Origin of the sequence: Rhodovulum sp. FJ3 (assembly GCF_032918305.1) — a bacterium.
Lineage (GTDB): Bacteria > Pseudomonadota > Alphaproteobacteria > Rhodobacterales > Rhodobacteraceae > SAT37.
Genome location: NZ_JAWJUU010000004.1, coordinates 128,411 through 150,362 on the forward strand (window position 1 = coordinate 128,411; position 21,952 = coordinate 150,362).

28 protein-coding genes are annotated in these 21,952 nt (G+C 60.7%); 5 read left to right on the plus strand and 23 right to left on the minus strand.

Going from position 1 to position 21,952, the window contains the following annotated elements; translation table 11 throughout:
• Positions 1 to 79: 79 nt before the first annotated feature.
• The 7 genes from R1W00_RS12395 to R1W00_RS12425 all read right to left on the minus strand — a co-directional run bounded on the left by R1W00_RS12395 (position 80) and on the right by R1W00_RS12425 (position 4,622).
• Entirely contained in the window at positions 80 to 919 is an 840-nt protein-coding gene (locus R1W00_RS12395; protein ID WP_317263066.1) for a sigma-70 family RNA polymerase sigma factor, read from the minus strand.
• Positions 916 to 1,317, minus strand: coding sequence for an SRPBCC family protein (locus R1W00_RS12400; protein ID WP_317263067.1), 402 nt, complete (start codon positions 1,315 to 1,317; stop codon positions 916 to 918). The genes R1W00_RS12395 and R1W00_RS12400 overlap by 4 nt, the downstream gene beginning before the upstream one ends.
• Before the next feature lie 174 nt (positions 1,318 to 1,491).
• Positions 1,492 to 1,761: a 30S ribosomal protein S15 gene (rpsO, locus tag R1W00_RS12405; RefSeq protein ID WP_317263068.1), complete on the minus strand. Its 270-nt coding sequence runs from the start codon at positions 1,759 to 1,761 to the stop codon at positions 1,492 to 1,494.
• Between the two features lie 132 nt (positions 1,762 to 1,893).
• A complete protein-coding gene (locus tag R1W00_RS12410; protein ID WP_317263069.1) occupies positions 1,894 to 2,190 on the minus strand; it encodes a DUF5665 domain-containing protein in 297 nt (98 codons plus the stop codon).
• A gap of 64 nt (positions 2,191 to 2,254) precedes the next feature.
• Positions 2,255 to 3,181 carry a calcium-binding protein gene (locus R1W00_RS12415; protein ID WP_317263070.1) on the minus strand — a complete coding sequence of 309 codons (927 nt, stop codon included), beginning with the start codon at positions 3,179 to 3,181 and terminating at the stop codon, positions 2,255 to 2,257.
• 125 nt (positions 3,182 to 3,306) lie between these two features.
• Positions 3,307 to 3,819 carry a DUF1643 domain-containing protein gene (locus R1W00_RS12420; RefSeq protein WP_317263071.1) on the minus strand — a complete coding sequence of 171 codons (513 nt, stop codon included), beginning with the start codon at positions 3,817 to 3,819 and terminating at the stop codon, positions 3,307 to 3,309.
• Positions 3,819 to 4,622, minus strand: coding sequence for an ABC transporter permease (locus R1W00_RS12425; RefSeq protein ID WP_317263072.1), 804 nt, complete (start codon positions 4,620 to 4,622; stop codon positions 3,819 to 3,821). Before R1W00_RS12425 ends, R1W00_RS12420 begins: the two co-directional genes overlap by 1 nt.
• A gap of 140 nt (positions 4,623 to 4,762) precedes the next feature.
• Between R1W00_RS12425 and R1W00_RS12430 the strand changes: the two genes are divergently transcribed.
• The 3 genes from R1W00_RS12430 to R1W00_RS12440 all read left to right on the plus strand — a co-directional run bounded on the left by R1W00_RS12430 (position 4,763) and on the right by R1W00_RS12440 (position 7,229).
• The gene (locus R1W00_RS12430; RefSeq protein WP_317263073.1) at positions 4,763 to 5,353 is read left to right on the plus strand and encodes a GcrA family cell cycle regulator; all 591 of its coding nucleotides are present in this window, start codon (positions 4,763 to 4,765) and stop codon (positions 5,351 to 5,353) included.
• Between the two features lie 179 nt (positions 5,354 to 5,532).
• Positions 5,533 to 6,471 (plus strand): ABC transporter ATP-binding protein, encoded by a 939-nt coding sequence (locus tag R1W00_RS12435; RefSeq protein WP_317263074.1) that lies wholly within the window; start codon positions 5,533 to 5,535, stop codon positions 6,469 to 6,471.
• A complete protein-coding gene (locus tag R1W00_RS12440) occupies positions 6,468 to 7,229 on the plus strand; it encodes an ABC transporter permease (RefSeq protein ID WP_317263075.1) in 762 nt (253 codons plus the stop codon). Before R1W00_RS12435 ends, R1W00_RS12440 begins: the two co-directional genes overlap by 4 nt.
• Positions 7,230 to 7,246: 17 nt before the next feature.
• On the opposite strand, the gene R1W00_RS12445 is transcribed toward R1W00_RS12440, so the two are convergent.
• Positions 7,247 to 7,603: a hypothetical protein gene (locus R1W00_RS12445; RefSeq protein ID WP_317263076.1), complete on the minus strand. Its 357-nt coding sequence runs from the start codon at positions 7,601 to 7,603 to the stop codon at positions 7,247 to 7,249.
• Positions 7,604 to 7,660: 57 nt separating this feature from the next.
• Complete coding sequence (locus tag R1W00_RS12450) at positions 7,661 to 8,161, minus strand: hypothetical protein (RefSeq protein ID WP_317263077.1); 501 nt, start codon at positions 8,159 to 8,161, stop codon at positions 7,661 to 7,663.
• Between the two features lie 153 nt (positions 8,162 to 8,314).
• Between R1W00_RS12450 and rimO the strand changes: the two genes are divergently transcribed.
• A complete protein-coding gene (gene rimO / locus R1W00_RS12455; RefSeq protein WP_317263078.1) occupies positions 8,315 to 9,691 on the plus strand; it encodes a 30S ribosomal protein S12 methylthiotransferase RimO in 1,377 nt (458 codons plus the stop codon).
• Positions 9,692 to 9,742: 51 nt separating this feature from the next.
• Here the strand turns inward: rimO and R1W00_RS12460 are convergent, their stop codons facing one another.
• From R1W00_RS12460 to R1W00_RS12505, 10 genes are all read right to left on the minus strand, one after another.
• A complete protein-coding gene (locus tag R1W00_RS12460; protein ID WP_317263079.1) occupies positions 9,743 to 10,120 on the minus strand; it encodes a hypothetical protein in 378 nt (125 codons plus the stop codon).
• A gap of 107 nt (positions 10,121 to 10,227) precedes the next feature.
• Positions 10,228 to 11,013 (minus strand): anti-sigma factor, encoded by a 786-nt coding sequence (locus R1W00_RS12465; RefSeq protein WP_317263080.1) that lies wholly within the window; start codon positions 11,011 to 11,013, stop codon positions 10,228 to 10,230.
• On the minus strand, positions 11,010 to 11,513 hold the full coding sequence (locus R1W00_RS12470; RefSeq protein WP_317263081.1) for an RNA polymerase sigma factor: 504 nt from the start codon (positions 11,511 to 11,513) through the stop codon (positions 11,010 to 11,012). The genes R1W00_RS12465 and R1W00_RS12470 overlap by 4 nt, the downstream gene beginning before the upstream one ends.
• A gap of 202 nt (positions 11,514 to 11,715) precedes the next feature.
• The gene (locus R1W00_RS12475; protein ID WP_317263082.1) at positions 11,716 to 12,615 is read right to left on the minus strand and encodes a jacalin-like lectin; all 900 of its coding nucleotides are present in this window, start codon (positions 12,613 to 12,615) and stop codon (positions 11,716 to 11,718) included.
• Between the two features lie 211 nt (positions 12,616 to 12,826).
• Positions 12,827 to 13,756 (minus strand): carbon-nitrogen hydrolase family protein, encoded by a 930-nt coding sequence (locus R1W00_RS12480; protein WP_317263083.1) that lies wholly within the window; start codon positions 13,754 to 13,756, stop codon positions 12,827 to 12,829.
• 36 nt (positions 13,757 to 13,792) lie between these two features.
• Positions 13,793 to 14,497, minus strand: coding sequence for an ABC transporter ATP-binding protein (locus tag R1W00_RS12485; protein WP_317263084.1), 705 nt, complete (start codon positions 14,495 to 14,497; stop codon positions 13,793 to 13,795).
• Positions 14,490 to 15,233, minus strand: a complete 744-nt coding sequence (locus tag R1W00_RS12490; protein WP_317263085.1) for an ABC transporter ATP-binding protein — start codon at positions 15,231 to 15,233, stop codon at positions 14,490 to 14,492. The genes R1W00_RS12485 and R1W00_RS12490 overlap by 8 nt, the downstream gene beginning before the upstream one ends.
• A complete protein-coding gene (locus R1W00_RS12495; protein WP_317263086.1) occupies positions 15,226 to 16,245 on the minus strand; it encodes a branched-chain amino acid ABC transporter permease in 1,020 nt (339 codons plus the stop codon). The genes R1W00_RS12490 and R1W00_RS12495 overlap by 8 nt, the downstream gene beginning before the upstream one ends.
• 1 nt (position 16,246) lies before the next feature.
• The gene (locus tag R1W00_RS12500) at positions 16,247 to 17,104 is read right to left on the minus strand and encodes a branched-chain amino acid ABC transporter permease (protein ID WP_317263087.1); all 858 of its coding nucleotides are present in this window, start codon (positions 17,102 to 17,104) and stop codon (positions 16,247 to 16,249) included.
• A gap of 25 nt (positions 17,105 to 17,129) precedes the next feature.
• The gene (locus tag R1W00_RS12505) at positions 17,130 to 18,329 is read right to left on the minus strand and encodes an ABC transporter substrate-binding protein (RefSeq protein WP_317263088.1); all 1,200 of its coding nucleotides are present in this window, start codon (positions 18,327 to 18,329) and stop codon (positions 17,130 to 17,132) included.
• A gap of 283 nt (positions 18,330 to 18,612) precedes the next feature.
• Between R1W00_RS12505 and R1W00_RS12510 the strand changes: the two genes are divergently transcribed.
• Positions 18,613 to 19,350, plus strand: a complete 738-nt coding sequence (locus tag R1W00_RS12510; RefSeq protein WP_317263089.1) for a TrmB family transcriptional regulator — start codon at positions 18,613 to 18,615, stop codon at positions 19,348 to 19,350.
• Between the two features lie 341 nt (positions 19,351 to 19,691).
• On the opposite strand, the gene R1W00_RS12515 is transcribed toward R1W00_RS12510, so the two are convergent.
• From R1W00_RS12515 to R1W00_RS12530, 4 genes are all read right to left on the minus strand, one after another.
• Positions 19,692 to 20,042: a diacylglycerol kinase gene (locus R1W00_RS12515; protein WP_317263090.1), complete on the minus strand. Its 351-nt coding sequence runs from the start codon at positions 20,040 to 20,042 to the stop codon at positions 19,692 to 19,694.
• Positions 20,043 to 20,073: 31 nt separating this feature from the next.
• Positions 20,074 to 20,349, minus strand: a complete 276-nt coding sequence (locus R1W00_RS12520) for a DUF6455 family protein (protein ID WP_317263091.1) — start codon at positions 20,347 to 20,349, stop codon at positions 20,074 to 20,076.
• Between the two features lie 73 nt (positions 20,350 to 20,422).
• A complete protein-coding gene (locus tag R1W00_RS12525) occupies positions 20,423 to 20,770 on the minus strand; it encodes a YigZ family protein (protein ID WP_317263092.1) in 348 nt (115 codons plus the stop codon).
• 8 nt (positions 20,771 to 20,778) lie between these two features.
• Positions 20,779 to 21,915, minus strand: a complete 1,137-nt coding sequence (locus R1W00_RS12530; protein WP_317263093.1) for a peptidoglycan DD-metalloendopeptidase family protein — start codon at positions 21,913 to 21,915, stop codon at positions 20,779 to 20,781.
• Positions 21,916 to 21,952 lie beyond the last annotated feature (37 nt).

Genomic DNA, 21,952 nt, shown 5'->3' on the forward strand with positions numbered 1-21,952 from the left:
CCGGGGTCCTTGCGTCACGTCTCAGATGCGTGCGCCATACAGGAAAACCGCCTGTTTGAAAAGCATGGATGTCGGAACGCTAATGTGTCGATGCCTCGCCCGCCGTGTCGATCAGGGACATCACCATCGCCCCGACACGGGACGTGAAATCAGGGGTCGCGCGCATCAAGGCGGCGGTGCGTTGGCCTTGCTCCAGACGGCGGATGGTCTGGGTGATCTGGCCATGGGCGGGCACGGGGGTGACGGGGTCGCCGGTGACCGTGCGCCCCCGTTCGATCCGTCCCTGTGCAAGGGCCGGTTTGATCCGCGAGGCACAGGAACAGGGCGCCGTGTCAGAGGTCACGCCACAGGTGCGCATGACAAATGCGGTGACCTGTTCGCGCGCGCGTTTCAGACGCTGGCGATAGGTGGCGGGGGTGATGTCCAAGGCGGCAGCGGCCTCAACATCGGACAGTTCGAACACATCGCCCAGAACATAGGCCAGACGCAGGGCCCGTGTCAGACAGGTCAGCATCGCCATGGTGCAGCCGACCCGCACCTCTTGCAGGGCGATCCGTGTTTCGTTTTCGGTCAGGTTCAGGTCACTCGGATCACCCCGCCCGTTGTCCAGATCCGCCGCGAACCCCTGAAACGTCAGGCGCATGCCCTCAACCCGGCCAACGCGGCGCATGGTTTCCAGATGCCGGCACGCCACGCGCATCGCCCATCCACCCGCCGCCGCCGGATCGCGCAGCGACCCGAGGTTCGTGACGATTTTAATCAGGATTTCCTGCGTCGCGTCCTCGGCATCGGCGCGATTGGCCAGCATCCGCATCGACAGGTTGAAGACCGGACGCTCGGCGTCCCGCACCAATTGGGCAAGGGCGGCGCGATCCCCATCGCGCGCCGCCACCACCAGATGTTCCTGCAGAACGATCATGCCTCCAGACGCCCCTTAAGGCTGGTCAGTTCCGTGGCCAGAATGCCCATCTGTTCCTGCAAGGCCCCCTCAAGCGCCTCAAGCGGCACTGGCGGGGCCATAAGAACGAAAGAATAGATCGACTTGTCCTCGCCATCGGGCGTTACACGCGAAAACGCGGTGGCGACCGAACCGTCGGGGAATGTCATGTGCCAATCGACCGAACCGGTGTCCGCGCTGGCCTCGGTGCGCAACTGGATCGGGACCTCGCCCATGGGGGTCACCAGATCGGCGGTGTCGTCATCGGCGCGGGCAAAAGCATTGGTCCATTCCGGCAGGTTCGCGGGTTTGGAGATATAATCCCACACGGCGCTTGCGGGTTTGTTGATGCCTACGGCCTGTACGTCAAAGGTTTTCATCGGTGTGTCCTTCCTCTGTCCGCCGGACTATCCGGACGGTACATGAAGAAAGAGCGTGCTCCGCCTCATTTCGTGACACGGAAAATCAAAATAATTTGCTAGGTTCAGGTCCAGAAACGAAAAACGCCCGCCCAAGGATGGGCAGGCGTCTAATGTCCTAGGATCGGATCGCGATTAGCGACGGATGCCCAGACGCTTGATCAGGTCTTGGTAACGCGCTTGGTCCTTGCCCTTGACGTAGTCCAGCAGCTTACGACGCTGAGCAACCAGCTTGAGCAGACCACGACGCGAATGGTTGTCTTTCTTGTGGGTCTTGAAGTGCTCAGTCAGGGTGGTGATGCGCGAGGTCAGGATTGCAACCTGTACTTCGGGCGAACCGGTGTCGCCTTCTTTGGTTGCGAATTCTTTGATCAGGCGGTTCTTTTCTTCGACAGTGATCGACATCGGGGTCTCCTTTAAGGTTAAGGGTAAAGGCACAAGCCGGGATGTCGTCCAGCAGGGCCCATGGAGATATCCACAATTCAGCGGATGCGCGCGTTTACAAGATTCGGGGGCCGCAAGTAAACCCCCTATGGGTTATTGGGTCGGTTCCATGCGGTCGCGGGTGATCTCATCCACGATCAGATTGGCCCAATCCCCGATGATCGGGATGAAATCGATCTGGGACAGGAAAAACGCGGCCATCGACACCAGAAACGTGGCGCCGATCACCGTGCCCAGCCCCACCGCCAGACCGCGCACGAAATAGAACCACAGCATCCGCATCCACGAACTATGCGCGCGGATGACCCGTTGCTGGTTCAGCTCATGCACCTCTTGGCGCAGCGCGGCCAGTTCGGCGGCAAGGTCGGTGTGCATGTTGTCCTCGGTCATCCCGTCGGTCCCTGTGTTCCCATCGGGGCACCCTAGCGGACCTTACGCGGACATCCTAGGTCGATCAGGCGGCGCGCGGGATCATTTCGATATCCTGCGCCGTCAGACCACCGGCATCGGGCACCTCGGCCACCATCTCGCCATCCAGATAGACAGAGGCCTGTCCGTTTTCATCGACCTCGACCGACACCTCGGCATCGGGATGGAAATCCTGATCATACATCACGACGATCTTGTCCTCGGTCGGATCATAATCCTCAATCGTGGCCGGACCGTCCTGAATCCAGTCGCCAAGGTTGAACGTATCCGCACCCTCGCCACCGTTCGCGTTGTCACCGGCCCCAAGGGTCAGGGTGTCATCGCCCGCACCGCCGTTCAGGTAATCACGCTCGCCGTCTTCGGGGTTGTCCTCGTCCCCGCCGAACAAGGTGTCACTGCCGTCATTGCCGTTGACGATATCCGCGCCGTCCCCGCCCATGACCAGATCGTCCCCTTCGCCGCCCATCAGGGCGTCGTCGCCCGCGTCACCGGCCAAACTGTCCGACCCGTCCCCGCCGATCAGGGTATCCGCGCCCTCACCGCCCGACAAAGCGTCATCGCCCGCCATACCGGCCAGACTGTCGTCGCCCTCATCCCCGTTCAGGGTGTCGTCGCCATAATCGCCCTGCAGGCTATCATCGCCATCGCCGCCGTGCAGGACATCGTCATCCCCCGCCCCGTCCAGCAGATCATCCCCCTCACCGCCGTCGATAACGTCATCGCCGTCCCCGCCATAGGCCACGTCGTTCCCCATGAAGGCAAAGATCGAATCCGACTGCTCACCCCCGCCCAAGGTGTCATTCAGGTCCGTGCCCGATACCAGCTTGGGCAATTCTTCCTGTTCGGGCAGTTCTTCTTCGATTTCGGTTTCGTCGTCTTCGTCCTCGGAAAAATCCATGTTCATCGACGCACCGACCATCAACAGCCCAAGCAAACCGGCTAAACCCAGCATGTCCGTATCCCCAAAATCACCACGGTCCCACCAGAGACCTTTCACCATGGTGCAGAATACGCGCGTGCGCCGGTCAGACCGAAAGAATTCGGGCGCAATGGTTAACCATTCTTAACCCGACCGGTTTAGGTCGGCCACGCCTCGGGGGCTTGGGTGTAGCTGATATACAGGGGATGTTTGGGGTGTCCCGCCTTGGTCAGGCCAAGGTGGAACAGGTCGGACCGCACACCCCGCAACAGGGTCTCAACCGCCGGACCACGGTTCAGGTGCTCACCATGGGTGCCCCAAGCGCAAATCACCTGATCCGCCCAGCGCGCGCCATCGGCAATCGCCGCGTCGTTCTCGGGCCCCACCGGATCGGCGGCCGCGCGCATCTTGCGCGGATCGGTGTCGCGCCACGCAAAGATGTTCACCACCCGAAACCCGCCAAAGCCCAACGCCCGCGCGCGACGCTCACACCGTTCAACGGTTGGATCGTTCTGCACCTCGGTCGCGGTTGAGGGGTTCAGCATTACAAACAACGCCGTCTGCCCCGCCGGATCCCAGACTCGCGTCAGGGTGTAACGGTACCGTTCGCAATCGGAATAGACGGCCACGGAATCCGCGTCGCCCTTTTTATGGGTGCGGGTGATGGTCATTACGGCTTGATCCGATACCCGATGCGGAACCAGTGCCAGCACAGCGTCATGATGACGATCGTCGCCCCGCTGCAGACCAGCGCGCCCAGAACCGGCGAACTGTCCGATGTGCCGATCACGCCATAGCGCACCCCGTCGATCAGATAGAACACGGGGTTCACGTGGATGATACGTTGCAACAGCTCCGGCAAAGCATCAATCGAATAAAAGGTCCCCGACAGAAAGCTGAGCGGCGTCACGATGAAATTCGAAATCGCGGACATCTGGTCGAACTTGTTGGCAAAGATCGCGGCAACCACTCCGAGGCTGGCCATAAACACACCGCCAAGGATGACGAACAGCAGCGCCCACAGGGGATGTTGGATTTCGATCCCGAGAATCAGTAGGGCCGCCACACCGATGGCCAATGCCACAAACAATCCGCGCGCCGCGCCCCCGACCACATAACCGATCAGAATCTCAAGCGGCGACAGGGGCGGCATCAATGTGTCGACGATATTGCCCATGACCTTGGCGCTGACGATCGACGAGGCCGCATTCGCGAATGAGTTCTGGATCACCGTCATCATCAGGATACCCGGCGCCAGAAAGTCGATGAAGGGCACGCCCATCACATCCCCGCGCCGTGGCCCGATGGCCAAGGAAAACACGGCCAGAAACAATCCCGCCGTCACCAGTGGCGCGGCGATGGTCTGGTTCCACACGGTCATGAACCGCGCGATTTCCCGCCGGATCAACGTGTACATCCCCAGCCAGTTCACGCGACCGAACCGGCGAACCCCCATAGTGGTTGACTCTTGCATCTGCGCCCCCATGTTTGCGCCTGACGTTGGTGGGCTTGTATCCCAAGCCCGTCCCCGAATAGAATAGGGCCAAGTCAGAATTTACGGGCCCCGTTGCAAGTTCGCCCTTTGCCTTGCCGGCCCTTAATCAAGGAAGATAGATGTCCTGGACCGAAGAACGCGTGGAAACGCTCAAAAAGATGTGGGCCGAGGGACAATCGGCCAGCCAGATTGCCAAGGAACTGGGCGGCGTCACCCGTAACGCCGTGATTGGCAAGGTGCACCGCCTTGGTCTGTCCAACCGCGCCACCGCCGGTGCAGCCACCAAGGAAAAGGCCCCCAAGGCCGATGCCGCGCCCAAGCCCAAGGCCGCGAAACCCTCTGCGCCCAAGGCCACGCCCGCCGCTGCGCCGAAACCGGCTCCGGCCCCTGCCGCCGAGGCGCCGACGCCCGCCGTCGCGACCCCGATGCGCAAACAGATCATTCCCGCCGGTCAGCCCCTGCCGCCGCAGCCCTCCGCCAACGAGATCAGCCCCGAGGCCTTGGCCAAGGTGAACGAGGTTGAAAAGCAGGCGAAAAAGCTGACCCTGATGGAACTGACCGAACGGACCTGCAAATGGCCCATCGGTGACCCGTCCAGCGATGATTTCTGGTTCTGCGGTCTGGGTGTGCAGCAGGGCAAACCCTATTGCGAGGCCCATGTCGGCGTCGCCTTCCAACCGATGAGCTCGCGTCGCGATCGCCGCCGGTAAACACACCGCATACCTATTCCAAAGGCCCGCCCGATCACGGCGGGCTTTTTCGTTTTCGGGGGCAACCGATCCCTGACCGCTGGCGTTAACATGTGCGTTTCAGCAGGGGGTCCAGTGCGCTCAGCGGGATGGCGGGACCTCAGGCTGGTCGCTAGATCAGGCCCCAAGGGATTAGAGATATGACAAACGACAGCATGATTTCCATTCAGGGTCTGGGCAAGTCCTATGACAGCGGCCACACCGCCCTTAGGGACGTGAACCTTGATATTCGCGCGGGTGAAATCCTTGCGCTTCTCGGGCCGAATGGCGCGGGCAAGACGACGTTGATTTCTTCGATTTGCGGACTGATCACGCCCAGCACGGGGTCAATCACCGTCGGCGGCTATGACGTGCACCGCGATTACCGCCAGACACGGCGCATGATCGGTCTGGTGCCGCAGGAAATCCATATCGAGATGTTCGAAACGGTCTGGAACACCGCGCGATACTCGCGCGCGCTGTTCGGCTTGGCCCCCGATGACGCCTATCTGGAAAAGGTGCTGCGCGCCCTGTCGCTGTGGGACAAGCGCGACACCAAGAACATGGAACTGTCTGGCGGGATGAAACGGCGCGTCCTGATCGCCAAGGCCTTGGCGCATGAACCCCGCGTTCTGTTCCTTGACGAACCCACGGCGGGCGTTGACGTCACCCTGCGCCGTGACATGTGGGACATGGTCCGCAGCCTGCAGGAAGACGGGGTGACGATCATCCTGACCACCCACTACATCGAAGAGGCCGAGGAAATGGCCGACCGCATCGGCATCATCCGCGCCGGTGAAATCCTGTTGGTCGAGAACAAGGACCAGTTGATGCAGCGGTTGGGCAAGAAACAACTGCGGCTGCACCTACAGGACGCGGTGCGCGAATTGCCCGACAGCCTGGCCGCCTACAACCTGCGCCACACCGAGGATTTCACGGGTCTGATCTATGAATACGACGCCCAGTCCAAGCGCACAGGCATCACACGCCTGATCGCCGACATGGCCGCCGCAGGCATTTCCGTTCGCGACCTAGAGACCAGCGAAACCAACCTTGAGGACGTGTTCCTGACCCTCACAAACGACGAGGTACCGTCATGAACTGGCGCGGTGTACTGGCAATCTACAAATTCGAAATGGCCCGCACGTTTCGCACCCTCGCGCAGTCGGTGATCTCCCCCGTGCTGTCGACGGTTCTGTATTTCGTGGTCTTTGGCACCGCCATCGGCAGCCGCATCGAGACTGTGCAGGGCGTCGATTATGGCGCGTTCATCGTGCCCGGTCTGGTGATGCTGACCCTGCTCCAGCAATCGGTGACCAACGCGTCCTTTGGCATCTATTTCCCGAAGTTCGTCGGTACCGTTTACGAGTTGCTGAGCGCACCCTTGTCGTTCTTTGAGATCGTTTTGGGCTATGTTGGCGCGGCGGCGACCAAGGCGTTGATGATCGCGCTGATCATTCTGGCGACCTCGGCCCTGTTTGTGGATCTGCACATCGCGCATCCGTTTTGGATGCTGGGGTTCCTGATCCTGACGGCGATCTCATTTTCCCTGCTGGGGTTCATCATCGGCGTCTGGGCGCGCAGTTTCGAGCAACTGCAACTGATCCCGCTATTGGTGATTACGCCCTTGGTGTTCCTTGGTGGCGCGTTTTATTCGGCGGATATGTTGCCCCCGTTTTGGGAGGCGGTGACGCATTTGAACCCCGTTCTTTACCTGATCTCGGGGTTCCGGTGGTCGTTCTTTGAACTGTCGGACGTGCCGGTGGGCGTGTCCCTGATGGCGGTGACCGGTTTTCTTGCCCTTGGGTTGGCGGTCGTCTGGATCATCTTCAAAACCGGCTGGCGCATCCGGTCCTAAGCGCCAGCCGTGGTAGATCACACGAGCAGGCCCAGCAACATTGACCCAAAGAAATCCGCATCCACATCAATAACATCGGACAGCATTGTTGCAGTTGCGTCGACCATGCCTTCGTCAATTGCTTCGGCCATGGTGAATTCTACGACGCCATTGACGACAAGCTCGCCGGTTGCATTGAACATCTCGTCATAGAGATTGCCCGCCCAACCTGCCACGTTCTCTCCCATCGGGTCGTTCAGGTTGGTCTGTAGCCAGTTGATCCCCGCTTGCTGACCCGCGCGCAGGCTGTTTGCAAAGGCCTGAGCCGATTGCACCTGCGCGTCGTAATCCGCCCCTGGAAAGGCGAAATTCACGTTATCTGCGGTGGTACGCACAATGTACGTCCATGCACCATTGTGGCGAGCCGCCATAAACATCAGTTCCGCCATTGCTCAGACCCCCGGCATCGGTTTGGGGAGGTCGGTAATGGTGACCTCAATGTCGATTGATTTGTGATGACAGACCGGCGTTGCCAGTACCGTAAACTTGCCCGCAGGGGCCCATGTGTAGGGCGTTGCCTTGTCATGGCCGTCGCGGATGTCCCACGTGTACCCGTTGTGGCCGTGTTTGATGTGGCCCGCGTACCAATAAGGCGCCTTGCCAATCGACAGGAACTGCAGCGGGCTTTCGGTTTTCACACCGAACGCGCCCTCGGTGCTAAAGGTTTTGCCGCCATCCGTAGTGGGCATCCACGTGGACCACGTTTCCATGTTCCCGTCGACGTACCAAGACAGGACCTCTTGGTCGATCTCCATGGTCTGGTGACCCGTGCGCGCCGTTAGAAAGTCGCCAGGATAGGTGATGTCGGTCTTGAGGCCCTCTTCGGCCAGCGTTTTGTGCTTGCCGGTGAAATCTATACTGCTGAGGTTGATGAAGGATACTTTGATGGACATAAACGCTCCGGAATGTACTGGGTAAAATCCGGATCAGGATGCGCCGGATTTCAGAATGCGGTGTCCGCCACCCGACACATTTGCATCGAGAGCGCCCATCACACCGAAACGTGCTCTCTTTTCCGCCCAAAGATTCGCGTCTATATGGGCAAGATGAGCACGAACCCGCCAAACCTGCGCCCCGACCTTGCCCCCAAACCCCGTTTTGATGAGCGTCCCCGCGAGGGTCAGCCGACAATCGGGATGGTGTCCCTTGGCTGTCCCAAGGCCTTGGTCGATAGCGAACGCATCCTGACGCGCCTGCGCGCCGAGGGCTATGCGATCTCGCCCGACTATTCCGGCGCGGATGCGGTCATCGTGAACACCTGCGGGTTCCTCGATTCCGCCAAAGCCGAAAGCCTTGAGGCCATCGGCGAGGCGTTGAACGAAAACGGGCGGGTGATCGTGACCGGCTGTCTGGGGGCCGAGCCTGAATATATCACCGGCGCGCATCCCAATGTTCTGGCCGTCACGGGCCCGCATCAGTACGAACAGGTGCTGGATGCCGTGCATGGTGCCGTGCCGCCGAACCCCGATCCGTTTGTGGACCTCCTACCGGCCAGCGGCGTGTCCCTGACGCCGCGCCATTACAGCTATCTCAAGATTTCCGAGGGCTGTAACCACAAGTGCAAATTCTGCATCATCCCCGATATGCGTGGCCGTCTGGTCAGCCGTCCCGCCCATGCCGTTGTGCGTGAGGCGGAAAAGCTGGTGCAAAACGGTGTGCGCGAATTGCTGGTCATCTCGCAGGACACATCGGCCTATGGCGTGGATATCAAGCACGCCACTGACCGCGACCACCGTGCCCATATCACCGATCTGGCGCGCGATCTTGGATCGCTGGGCGCATGGGTGCGCCTGCACTATGTCTACCCCTACCCGCATGTGCGCGACCTGATCCCGCTGATGGCCGAGGGTCTGATCCTGCCCTATCTGGACATCCCGTTCCAGCACGCCCACCCCGACACGTTGAAACGGATGGCCCGCCCTGCGGCGGCGGCCAAGACGCTGGACGAAGTCGCGGCGTGGCGCTCGGCCTGTCCCGATATCACCCTGCGCTCGACCTTTATCGTCGGCTATCCCGGTGAGACCGAGGATGAATTCCAGACCCTGCTGGACTGGATGGATGAGGCGCAATTGGACCGCGTCGGGTGCTTTAAATACGAAAACGTCGACGGGGCGCGCTCTAACGCCCTACCCGACCACGTCCCCGAAGAGGTCAAACAGGACCGGTGGGAACGGTTCATGGAAAAGGCCCAAGCGATCTCCGAGGCCAAGCTGGCCGCCAAGGTCGGGCAGACCATGGATGTGATCGTGGACGATATCGACGAAGACGGCATCGCCACCTGCCGCACCAAGGCCGACGCGCCGGAGATCGACGGCAACCTGTTTATCGACGAGAACACCCAAGGTTTGAACGTCGGGGATATCGTTTCGGTCACCGTGGATGAGGCGGGGGAATATGATCTGTGGGGCCAACTGGCACCCTGATCCCCTACCCCGCGCGCACCATGACAAAACACGATGCGCGCGGGTTGGTCGTTAGGGACGGGCGAGGTGCCATTTCCCACCGACGCCGTCACCCGTGGTATCGCCCGGCTTGCGATCATTGATCCAGAGATACAGGGGCTGCCCCAGATAGGCCCATTGCGTGGTGCCATCTTCGCGCGTGATGACGGTGAAATCACCCGCGTCATGCGCACCCTCCCCTGCGGCCAACGGCGGCCAGCTTTTGGCGCAACCGCCGTTACAGGCCGAGGTGGTCGCCGTATCGGGGTCAAAGGTATAGAGGCTCATCCCGTCGGCATTGGTCAGAATACCGTTGGCCTCAATCGCGGGGGCGGACGAATGGCCCGCCGCGTAGGCGTCACATGCACCAAGGCCAAGGGCCACGGTCAGGGCAAGAATTGAAAGTTTCATAAGCTGTCTCCGTTTCGTTTTCCGTGTTGCCGCCGTCTGTGCGGTCATCACGTCTACGAATGCGGAGGCCAGATTATTCTCGCGGGCCGAAAATAATTTCGCGCAGGCTAGGCCTCGGTCGCAAGGGATTGCGCGATCTGGGGCAGGTCCGCGCGGCCTTGATCCCCGATCAACACGAAATTCGCCGTGCCCGCGCCCCAACTGACCATGTCAAACGCCCCGACGGTTCGGGCGTTCAGACCCTCAACCGGCGCGTCCGTCTTGATCGAACACAGCGCGACAACCGCACCATTCGCATCGGTGTAGATCAATTGCGCGACAGGTTTGTCCGCCGCCACAAGCAACCGCCCCCCCGCAAAGGTCAGGCCCATGTCGCTTAGGTCGGGGATCGCGACCTGTGTTCCGACGGAACTGGTCAGCCATGTCTCAATATGCGTGGCCTCTGAGGCGGGAACCTCAACCAGATGGCGGTCTTGTGCGGCATAGACACGGTGGTAGGACGCGATGTCATCCAACCATCCGCGCGCGGCGATCTGGGTTTGCGGGGCGTTCCCCGCGCTCTCTTGTCCAAGGAAAAAGCCCCCCGACAAACCAACCACCAGCGCGACCACAGCCGAGGCCGAGACCATCCAGAACCGCGGTTTTGGCGCGGCGGGGATGTTTGCGATGACTGGCGCCTCAAACCCCTCGACCACCTTGGCCAGATCCAGAGGCACCGGATCGCCCAGCATGTCGTCAAAATGCTGTTTGAATACGACATCCGCCTGCATCAGCTTTTCAAGTTCGGCCTGAAGGGCGGCGTCGTTTTCCAATGCGCGCTCAATCTCTGACATTTCTTCGGGGCCAAGTTCGCCATCCAGAAAGGCGCTGAGTTTTTCAGAAGCAATTGTCACGACGTCACCCCCAGCGGCTCTACCATATCCTGCGCAAGCTGTTTCCTTGCGCGATGCAGGCGGCTCATCACCGTGCCGACGGGGATATCGAGCAACTCTGCCGCCTCTTTATAGCTATAGCCTTCGACCGAAACGACAAGAACCACAAGGCCCAGTTCATCGGGCATCTCGGTGATCTTTTTGTGCAACTCGCGCTCGGCGAACCGCGCCTCACCAGTCTCAACGCTGATCAGCTCAGAGGCGTCTTCGGCGGGGATCTGCCCCTGACCGGTGCGGACCTGTCGTTTGCGGACCTCATCAATCCAGACATTGCGCAGGATGCGAAACACCCAACGATCCAGAGGTTGGGCAGGGTTCCATTGGTCCTGACGTGTCAGAGCGCGGATACAGGCCTCTTGCACCAGATCGTCCGCATCGGCGGCGGAACGGGCGATCGTAAAGGCGAACCGTCGCAACCTTGGCAAAAGCGCGATCAGGTCTTGCTTTAGGGTCGTGGGCATACGGGCACAATCGTTGGAAACAGGAACACGATGAATCAGGTCGATAGAGGCATACCCCACAACCCAAGGCAATAATGCGCCCAGGCGACACACCTGTGTTCGCGGGTTTGTGCCGACACGGTTGGATACCTGCCGGTTTTGCGCCCCTGCACTCGTCGAAAGCCACCCGATTGGGCGGCTTTCGCTCGAGCGGTCCGGGCGATCAGAGGGTGCTAAAACGCTCATAACCATAACATTGGTCCGCCATATAGGGCAGATGCAGAGGCAAGGTGCCCGTCATGTCATAGACCTCTTGCTTGATGACATTGTCACCCGAGATGGCCGCCGATTTCATGTTCGGCTCACCCGTCGGAAAGAACCAGACGGTGCCGTCGCTGGCGCGGAAGGCATCCATGGCCACGACCTCTAGGCCGATGTGGCCTTCGGGCGGGGAATAGGTCAGGCGCTGACTGGTGGTGGTTTCGCTCTCGACCTGCTGGTTGAACTCGGCTTGGGTCGTCACGCTCAGGCCAAAGGTCATGCTGGCCTTGGCGGTGAATTCGCCGATGGCGGCGCTGCTCTCGGTCGAGTGTTCAATACTTGTGACCGTCTCAAGGAAGGTGCGCGAGGCGTTCATCTTGGACACGCGGCTGGACTCAAAGCTTTCATAGGTCTGGCCTTGGGCGATCACGCCGGTCACGGCAAGGGCGCCCCGTTCGATCAGGCTGGATTCCTGATAGTCGGCGATATAGCGCGCGCGCAGTTTGAACAGCTGATGCCCCGCGTTCCCGCCAAGGCCAAGGATACGGACCCCCTCTAGCACCGTGGACCGCCCTTTGAGCGTCCCCGCCTTCAGGACCCGCCCGCGGTTGGTTTCGAGTGCGACGCCAGCAATCCGGGTTTCGCCTCTGGTGTCGATTTCATAGACGACCAGTTTCACGATGTATTCGTCCTGCTGGAATTCCAGGACCAGGGTTTCCTTGCCCTGCGTGTCGCCGTGTTTGGTCCCGTTCAGCAAGATCGCCTCGACCATATCGCTTTCGCGAAAGCCGATGGAATGGACGGCCTGAATGTCGAAATCCGTGCCGTGATCGCCGCCGATGGCCATTGTTTGAATACTCATACGATATCTCCTCATCACTCTGGTTGTGCGGATCATTTGGCAGGCTGCCGGGCTGCTCCGCGTTAGATGCTAGTGAGAGGGATACGTGCCGCACCGGCCCCTTATTCCCGCCATTTTGCAGGTTTTTGGGAATTAGTCGCGTGCCCGACAAAAGCGGGCGGTTAGTGTGCGGCGAAGGTCGCCCCACCGACCAACGGTGGGGCTGGATGTTTTAGGACGTCACGCTGCGCACAGGGGTCTTTTCGCGCTCGTCCACCGTCAGGGTGAACACGTCAGGCCGCGCATAGTGACCGGCAACGTCGAAATCCAGTTTGGCCCCCGCGATCACGTCGGCGTCCAGATCAAACGACAACAGGGTTTCCTCGCCGAACACGGGGCCCGCAACGACCTCGCCCAGAGGGTCAATGATGGCCGATCCGCCTGTCATCAAAAATCCCTCGGCCGTGGGTGTCATGTCGGGACGGTCCGCCTCTTGGAAATCCTCGGGGCGCAGGACCTGACAGCTGGACAGGACATAGCATCGCCCCTCACGCGCGATGTGGCGTATGGTCGGCAGCCACGTCTCGCGGTCATCGGCGGTGGGAGCACAATAAACCGCGACGCCCTTGGCATACATCGCCATGCGCAGCATCGGCATATAGTTTTCCCAACAGATCACCGCGCCGATCTTACCAACCGAGGTGTCAAAGACGGGCAAGGTCGACCCGTCCCCATAGCCCCAGACCAGACGTTCCGAGGCGGTCGGCATCAGCTTGCGGTGCTTGCCCACCAAACCGCCCTCAGGCGTGAAAAACAAAACAGTGCAATAGATCGTGCCGCCGTCGCGTTCGATCACCCCGATCACGACCTGAATACCGCGTGCGGCGGCGGCCTCGGCGATGCGGTCGGTTTCGGCACCGGGCACGGTGATCGCGCTGTTGAAATAGCGCGCGAATTCCTCGCGCCCCTCGGGCGTCCGCACCCCGATCATACAGCCGAAATCATACCCCTTGGGATAGCATGAGATCATCGCCTCGGGGAACAGGACCAGTTCGCTGCCGTCATCGGCGGCCTTGTTGATCCAGTCGACGACCTTGTCCGTGGTTTTGGCCGCATCAAAGGGAACGGACCCGATTTGGGCCACGCTTGCACGTAGTGTCATTGTCTTCTCCTGATTGTCATTCTGGGCGGGCCGGTCTCAGACGCCGAGATAGGCCCGCTTTACTCCGGGATCGTCCCGCAAGGCCGCCGCATCCCCCGACAACACAAGGCGTCCGCTCTCAAGCACATAGCCACGCCGCGCCACCGACAGGGCCATCACCGCATTCTGTTCCACCAACAGGATCGCCACGCCCAGCGCATTGATCCGTCCCATCGCTTCGTGGACGCTATCGACCACAATAGGCGCAAGGCCGAGGCTGGGCTCATCCATCAGGATCAGACTGGGATCAGACATCATCGCGCGCCCGATGGCGACCATCTGTTGCTCGCCCCCTGACATGGAACCGGCTGCCTGTTTGCGACGCTCCATCAGGCGGGGGAACAGGTCAAACACGACATCAAGACGCGCCCGCGCATCCACCCGATCACGGGCGCAATAGGCCCCGCACATCAGGTTTTGCTCAACCGACATCTCTTTGAAGACATGCCGACCCTCGGGCACATGGGCGATCCCGAGGCCGGGAATGCCATGCGCGGCCTGTGCGCTTAGGTCGGCACCGTTAAAGGTGATCCTGCCCGACACCCGGGGCAACAAACCGGATATCGCGCGCATCAGGCTGCTTTTGCCCGCCGTGTTGGCCCCGAGGATCGTGACCGTTTCCCCCGCCTCGACCGAGATCGACACATCGTGGAGCACGTCGATCCCGCCGTAGCCACCTGATAGACCTTGGACATCAAGCATGCTGCACCTCCTTTTCCTTGGCGCTTGAGCCGAGGTAGGCCTCAATCACGGCCGGATCGGCGGCGATCTGATCGGGCGTGCCTTCGGCAATCTTGCGCCCGAAGGACACAACGACGATGCGGTCACAGAGGCTCATGATTGCGCGCATGTGGTGTTCGACAACAAGGATCGTCAGACCATCCGCCCGCAACTGGCGCGCGGTTTCCATGACCTCATCCATTTCGGACGGTGTCAGGGCCGCCATCACCTCATCCAGCAACAGAACCCGTGGGTTGGTCGCCATCGCGCGTGCCATTTCGATCAACGCCCTCTGGGGAAAGGTCAGCGCGTCAATCCCCGCCCGCGCAATCGGGGTCAGCCGCATCCGGTCCAGGATATCGGCGGCCTTGTCGCGGGCCTCGGCCAAGGGGTGATGCAGCAGACCCGCCGTTGTGACATTGCCCAGCACATCCATATCCGGAAACAGCGACGTGTTCTGAAACGTCTTGGTCATCCCAAGCGCGGCGATCTGGTGGGGTTTGCGATCAGACACCACCACCCCTTCCAGCGTGATCGTCCCCGAGCGCAGTTTTTGCAAACCGACCAGACTGTTGAACAGGGTGGTTTTCCCTGCCCCGTTCGGGCCGATGACGCCGACGATCTCTTGGCGGTTCACGTCAAAAGACAGGTCGTCCAACGCCCGCACACCGCCAAAGGTCACGGTTGCCTTGTTCAGGCTGAGGATCGGATCAGACATTTGTTTCCCCTTTTGCGGTCATATCCGATGGGGCGGATGGTTGGCCGCCCTTCAGGCGGCGCATGATCCATGGGCCGAGCGCCACCAATCCGCGCGGTTGGATCAGGATTGCCGCGATCAAGACCACCCCAAAGGCCAGTTGTGCCACGCCCGATGCCTGCGACGACAACAGGGTGATCGCGACCTCTTCGAGCGGCAGCAAGAACAGCGCGCCGATGATCGGGCCAATCAACGTCCCCAACCCACCGACAATCGCAATCATCGCCAAACGGATCGAAATCGTCGTCAGGCTAAAGACCGAGTCCGGATCGAAGAAAAAGGTGAACTGGACGAACACGGTGCCGCAAAGCGCGGTCAGAGCCGCCGAAATCATCGTCGCGATCATCTTTGTTCGGAACACGTTCACCCCGACCACCGACGCGGCCTCGGGCGTTTCGCGCAGCGCCCGCAGACGATAGCCGAAGGCGCCGACCTGAATGCGCCAGAACACCACCGACACCACGACCAAGAGGGCCAGAATGATATAGTAATAGGGCACGGTCGAGCGGAACTGGAACAACAGAGGCGCGTCGCCCGCAAACGGGATCGTCAGACCAACGGGACCGCCTGTCACGCTGCTCCAACTGTTGGCGATGACGCGGCACACCTCGGCAAAGGCCAGCGTGGCAAGGGCAAAGTAATGCCCTGTCAGGCGCAGCGTTGGCAAACAGATCAAGGCCCCCGCCCCCGCCGCGACCAGTGCACCGATCAGCATCCCGATCCACGGGCTGATCCCGAAGTTGATGTAGAGGAGCGTCGACACATAGGCCCCGATCCCGAAAAACGCCGCATGGCCCAGAGACACCTGATTGGCGAGGCCACCCATAATGTTCCACGCCTGCGCGGCGGCAGCAAAGATCATCACGGTCCCCATGACCCGCAACCAGTTGCCCCGCGGATCAAGCCCCAGCGGCAGCAAAACCGCCACCACAAACAGGACCAGCAACAGAATACCTGTAGGTTTCAACCGCATCTCAGACCCCTTTCAACAGGCCCTGCGGGCGCAGTGCCAGCACAAGGATAAAGATGATGAAAAGGACAAGGTTCTGCAGCTGGATCGGGAACAACAGCCCCGACAAGGACTGGATAATCCCGACCACAATCCCGCCGACAAGGGCGCCTGTGGTGCTGCCCAGACCGCCCAGAACGACGACCGTGAACATCAGGACCGCGAACTGCACCCCTGCGGTGGGACTAACCGTGATATAGGGCAGGATCACCGCCCCGCCAAAGGCCGTCAGACCAACGCCAAGGCCAAAGGCGATGTTATAGGTGCGCGCGGTGTTGATCCCCGCAAGCGTCGCCGCCATCGGGTCCTGCGCCACTGCACGGATCGCCCGTCCGGTCCAACTGCGCGCCATGAACAGCCACAGCGCGCCGGTAATCACCACCGCCCACAAAAAGGCATAGAGATACGGTGCCGAGACGAACAATTCACCCAAGCGAAACCCTTGGATCTGATAGGGCACGTTGACCGACCGGAAATCCGATCCAAACAGGACCAACGCCCCGTTTTCCAAGGTGATCATCAACCCAACCGTCAGAAAAATCTGGGCCGCAGGTGGCGCGGACATCACCCGCCCCACCAACAGTTTCTGGATGTAGAACCCCAGAACAAACACCACCCCAAAGGCCAATGGCGCTGCGATCAGCGGATCCAGCCCCAGATAGGCCCACGCGAAATAGGCCACATACATCCCAACCATCAGGAATTCGGCTTGGGCGAAATTGACCACGCCCAACACACCGAACACCAAGGATAGCCCCGTCGAAATGACCCCGTATACACCCCCAAGCAGGATGCCATCCAGGATCGCTTGCAAATACGCCATTATGTCTGATCCCCGTTGCCGTCCCTTATTGGGTCGGCTCCAGCGTCCAGATCGGGTCGGTCGTCGCATCCGAAGGCGGATAGACGGTCACGGGCTCATCCCCGCGCCATTGCACCATGATCGGATAGGTCACTGCGTTATGGCCGTTTTCGTCAAAGTTGATACAGCCGCTCGGCATGCCCTTGGCAAAGCCTTCGCAATACTCCAGCGCGTCCAACGCATCGCGCACGGCGTCGGGATCATCGGTGCCCGCGATTTCGATCGCTTGGATCATCGCATCCGTTGCGGCGGCAAAGGCCACGGCCTCATGCGTCATAAAGCTTCCGTATTTCTGCTCATAGGCTGCGGAAATTTCGGGGATCGCATCACCCGCGGCCGAGGCCACGGACAAGGTGTTTTCCGCCAGATCGCCCAGACCTTCTTTGAAGTTCGGAATGACATAGCCCGCCGCGCCGCCAATCGCGGGGATCGTCAGCCCCTGTTGGCGCATCGTGCGGATGATCAGCAAAGAGTCGTTCAGATAAGAGACAGGAAAAACCACCTCGGCGTCCGAGGCGCGCAGTTTATTCACAAGGGCCGAGGCATCGGTGATGCCAAGGGGATAGGCCTCATCCATGACGATCTCGATCCCGCGGGCATTGGCCTCGGCGCGCAGACCGGCGGCCTGGGCGGTACCATATGCGGTGTCCTCATAAAGGATCGCGATCTTGTCGATTTCAGTGCCCGCAGCCTCACCGATCGCAACGGTATAGCCCAACTGATCCTTGCCAAAGGTGCTGCCCTTGGGGGTCACTTGGAACACGTAGTCATAGCCGCGTTCAGTGATCTGGTCGGCAAAGGCGAAGGTGATCAACGGCACCCCTGCGCGTTCGGTGATCTCGGATGCGGACAGGGTGATCGACGAAATGAATGCGCCGACCACGCCTGCGACTTCGTTCTGGGAGACCAGACGCTGGGTCGCGGCGGGGGCCGCGTTGGGGCTTGGCACATCGGCGACGACGAGTTGCACCTTGGCCCCGCCCATGGATTTGATCCCGCCCGCCGCATTGATGGCCTCGACGACCATTTCGCTGCCGTGCAGGGCGTTGGTGCCAAATTGCGCGTTGGGGCCGGACAGGGGTTGGATGATCCCGATATTGACCACCTCTTGGGCCTGCGCAGGCAGCACCAAACCGGAGGTCATCGTCAGCAGAACAGCAAGGGTCGGAGAGTGAAAACGAGCCATGTGGAATTCCTTTTGCGAACGGATATGAGGCGGCCGAGGAGTGGTCTCGACCTGCATCAAGGGAAGCACTGTCAAAATTTTCCGGCAATAAAATTTGCGAAATTCACCAAAGTTTCGAAAGTTTTCGACAGGCAAAATCCGGTTTTGTTCGCTATATTTTCGAAATTTGTTCCCTTATTTGCGCCCACCACATCAAAACCCTGCGATTAATAATTGTGCTTTTTCCACAAGTTGTCTATTTTTTTCGACAACATTTCCCCACCATCTTGCACAAGAATCCGACATGAGCATCGAATCCCAACTCCACCGTCTCGGCATCACCGGCAAAACCTATCAGTTCTACATGGCCGCCCTCGATCTGGGTGAGGCCAGCATCAACGAGGTTGCGGAACGCTCGGGCGTGCGGCGCACCACAGGCTATGATCTGGCCGAGAAACTAGAGAAAGAGGGCCTATTGCAACTGCGCGACGTGGGGACACGCCGCATGGTGCGCGTCGAGGACCCGATCGCCCTGCTCCAACAGATGGAACAGCGCCGCAAGGTGGCCGAGGACCTGCTGCCCCACCTGCGGTCCATGTACAACCTTGCGGCGGGCAAACCGCAAATCCATTTCTACGAGGGCGTGGACGGCATCAAAAAGGTGCTGTGGGACACGCTGACCTGCACGTCGGGGCGGCTCTGCGGCATCCTGTCGATGGATGAACTGATGACGATCCCCGGAATTGAGGTGATGGACCAACTGATCGCCGAACGGCTTGAGCGCGGCATCTCCCTGCGCGTGGTCCGCTCGCGCGAGAAGGACAGCGAGCAAATTTGGCCGCGCAGCGCGGATGAGCGCCGCGACCTACGCTTTGCCCCCGAGGAACTGCTGCTGTCGATGACGCAATACGTCTACGACAACAAGGTCGCGATCATCTCGTCGCGCAAGGAGAACTATGGCGTGATCATCGAGAGCCGCGAATTCGCCGACCTGCAATCCATGCTGTTCGAAATGCTCTGGAACGCCAGCACACCGGCGTGACGATAGCTTACTTATCGACGAAGGGGTACCCGCCTTTGGGGCGCGGTGGGCATGACATTCAATCCAAAATTGCAACTTGGAGAGTTACTTAATACGTTCAGGAAAAGATAACTTACTTGGGTCAGAATTTTGGACAGTACTTCACTTGGACTTTTGGGGCTAATAACAGGCCTCGTCGGTGCCATTATCGGCCTTTATGTGTGCTACCTCCTCTTCACGCTTCCAATAGACATGGCGCGCGCTCGTAACAGGGACCCTTTGGGATGGTTTTTGTTCGGACTGGCAGCATCACCAATCGCCGCCGCGTTCGTGCTATGGTTGGTAGGGGATGCGGAAAAGCCCTAAGCCACCAAAATCACCACCCATGCCACCCCCGCTGCGATGGCGGCGGTGGCGACGCCGGCGCTGCCTGCGTCTTTGGCCTGACGACCTAAATCGTCGTGATCCATGGAAATGCGGTCGACCGTGCGCTCTATCGCGGTGTTGATCAGTTCCAGCGCCAGAACCATCACCCCAAGGGACAGGATCAGCGCGCGTTCGCCCCCCGTCAGGGGCAACAGGAACGCGGCAATCGCGGACACCACATTCGCCCAGACCCAAGATCGGAACGAATGCTCGCCCGCCCACGTGTCCCGCAGGCCCGCCATGCTCCAGATACAGCGCCATTTGAGGCGACGAAGAAACTCTGCCATCCGCGCATCGTGGCGGCGCGGGGTGGGCGCGTCAACTGTTCGGGGCGTGGCCCGTGGCGCGCAGGTGTTCAAACCGGCGGTGGTTGACGCAATCAACGGGCGGTTCGGCATTGCCGTCGCCATGTTGGTCCAGCCAGCGTTTACAGCCGTCGACCCATTGGCACGCACGGCAACGTTCGACCATGCCCGCCCATTCCTGTTCGCCGATGCGACCGTCCTGCCATGCGGCAACCAGATCGGTGCCGGTGGCCTTGGCCATGTCCTGAACCTTCCAATAATGGTCGATGGGTTTGCCAAGCGGTTTCATCGGGTGCCTCCTGTGTTGCGGGGAGACTATGCAACCGGCGCGCGTGGCGGTCTTTGATCGGTGTCAAAGTGGGTCAGGCGTCGGCAAGGTAGAGGCGCACGGCCTCGGCCACATGGCGGAACCGGTCCCCGCCAAGGTGTTTCCCCCCGAACCAGCGGGTCACGACGATGACGTGGTTTTCGACGCCTTCGCGCTCCAACATCCGCAGGATCACATTGCCCGCCCCCGCCTCGCCATCATCGGCCTTGAGCGGACCGTCAGGCAGCAAAACCGCCCATGTGTTATGGGTGGCCTTGGCGAATTTCTTGTTCTTTTTCAGATCCTTCAGGAAGGCGTCCACCTCGGCCCGCGACGTGACGGGCCCGCCCGAGACCGAGTATTTGGAGCCCCGATCCGAGATGACGTTATCCAGCAGTTTCATCGCGCGGATTATTGCAGATAGTCGATGGGATCGACGCTCTCAAACCCGTCGCGGACCTCAAAGTGCAGGAAGGACGGGTCGCTGGCGCGGACCTTGGCGACGGTCTGGCCACGGGCAACGGTGTCACCTTTTTCCACGGTGATCGCGTCGATATTGGCATAAACCGTCAACAAATCACCATCGTGGCGGATCACAAGAATCGGCACCTGATCGGTGTCACGGGTGATCGCGGCGACCGTGCCTGCGGCGGCGGCCTTGACTGCGGTGCCGACGGGGGCCGAGATATCGATGCCCTCATTACTGCCCTTGGCGTATTCGCGGATGATGCTGCCATTCACGGGGAAGGCCATGCGCGCGGCGGTCACGGTTTGCTCGGCCGCCAGATCGGGGGACTCGGGCGTGATCACCTCGGCGGCGGCGACGGTGTCATCGGCAGGCAGCGGGGTCGAGGCACTGGGCGGGGGCGGCGCGATGCTTGTCCCGCCGGGCTCGGACGCATCGGCAACAACGACGGGCGCGGCGGCCTCGGACGAACTGAACCCGTCAACGGCCACGGGGATCAACAGGTATTGCCCCTCGCGCACCGCCAGATCGGGGCCAAGCCCGTTCCATTCCGCCAGCGACGTCACCGACACATCATAGAGACGCGCGATGGAATAGGCGGTTTCGCCGCGCACGACCTGATGGCGGATCGGTTCGGGTTGGTCGGTGATCACGGTGGTCTCAACCGGTGTGATCGCACCGACCTGTCCCTGACCTTCGGCACGTTCAATCGCGCCACCGGCGATGGTGGTGATGTCGATCGTGTCATCGGCAGGCGTGCCCACGGTGCGCGGCAGAGCAAGGATTTCACCCTCGCGCAGGCTATCTGCGGGGCGGATACCGTTGAAGGTCGCCAGTTCCTCGGGCGTCAGACCGACACGTTCGGCCACATCCATGACCGTGTCACCACGACGGGCAACAGCCACCTGATAATTCGGATAGGTAATGATCCCGTTCGCATCGGGTTCGGGGCGCGGCGAGGTCGCCGTTTGCACCGCGCCGGACGTATTCGCCGCACCGGGGCGCAGGTCGATGTCGAAATCGTCACACGCGGCAAGCGCAAGGGCCGAGCAAATCATAATCGTTGCACGCAGGGGCGCCATGGCTCTCTCCTCAATCGGTGGTCCGTGTTTGCCCGGA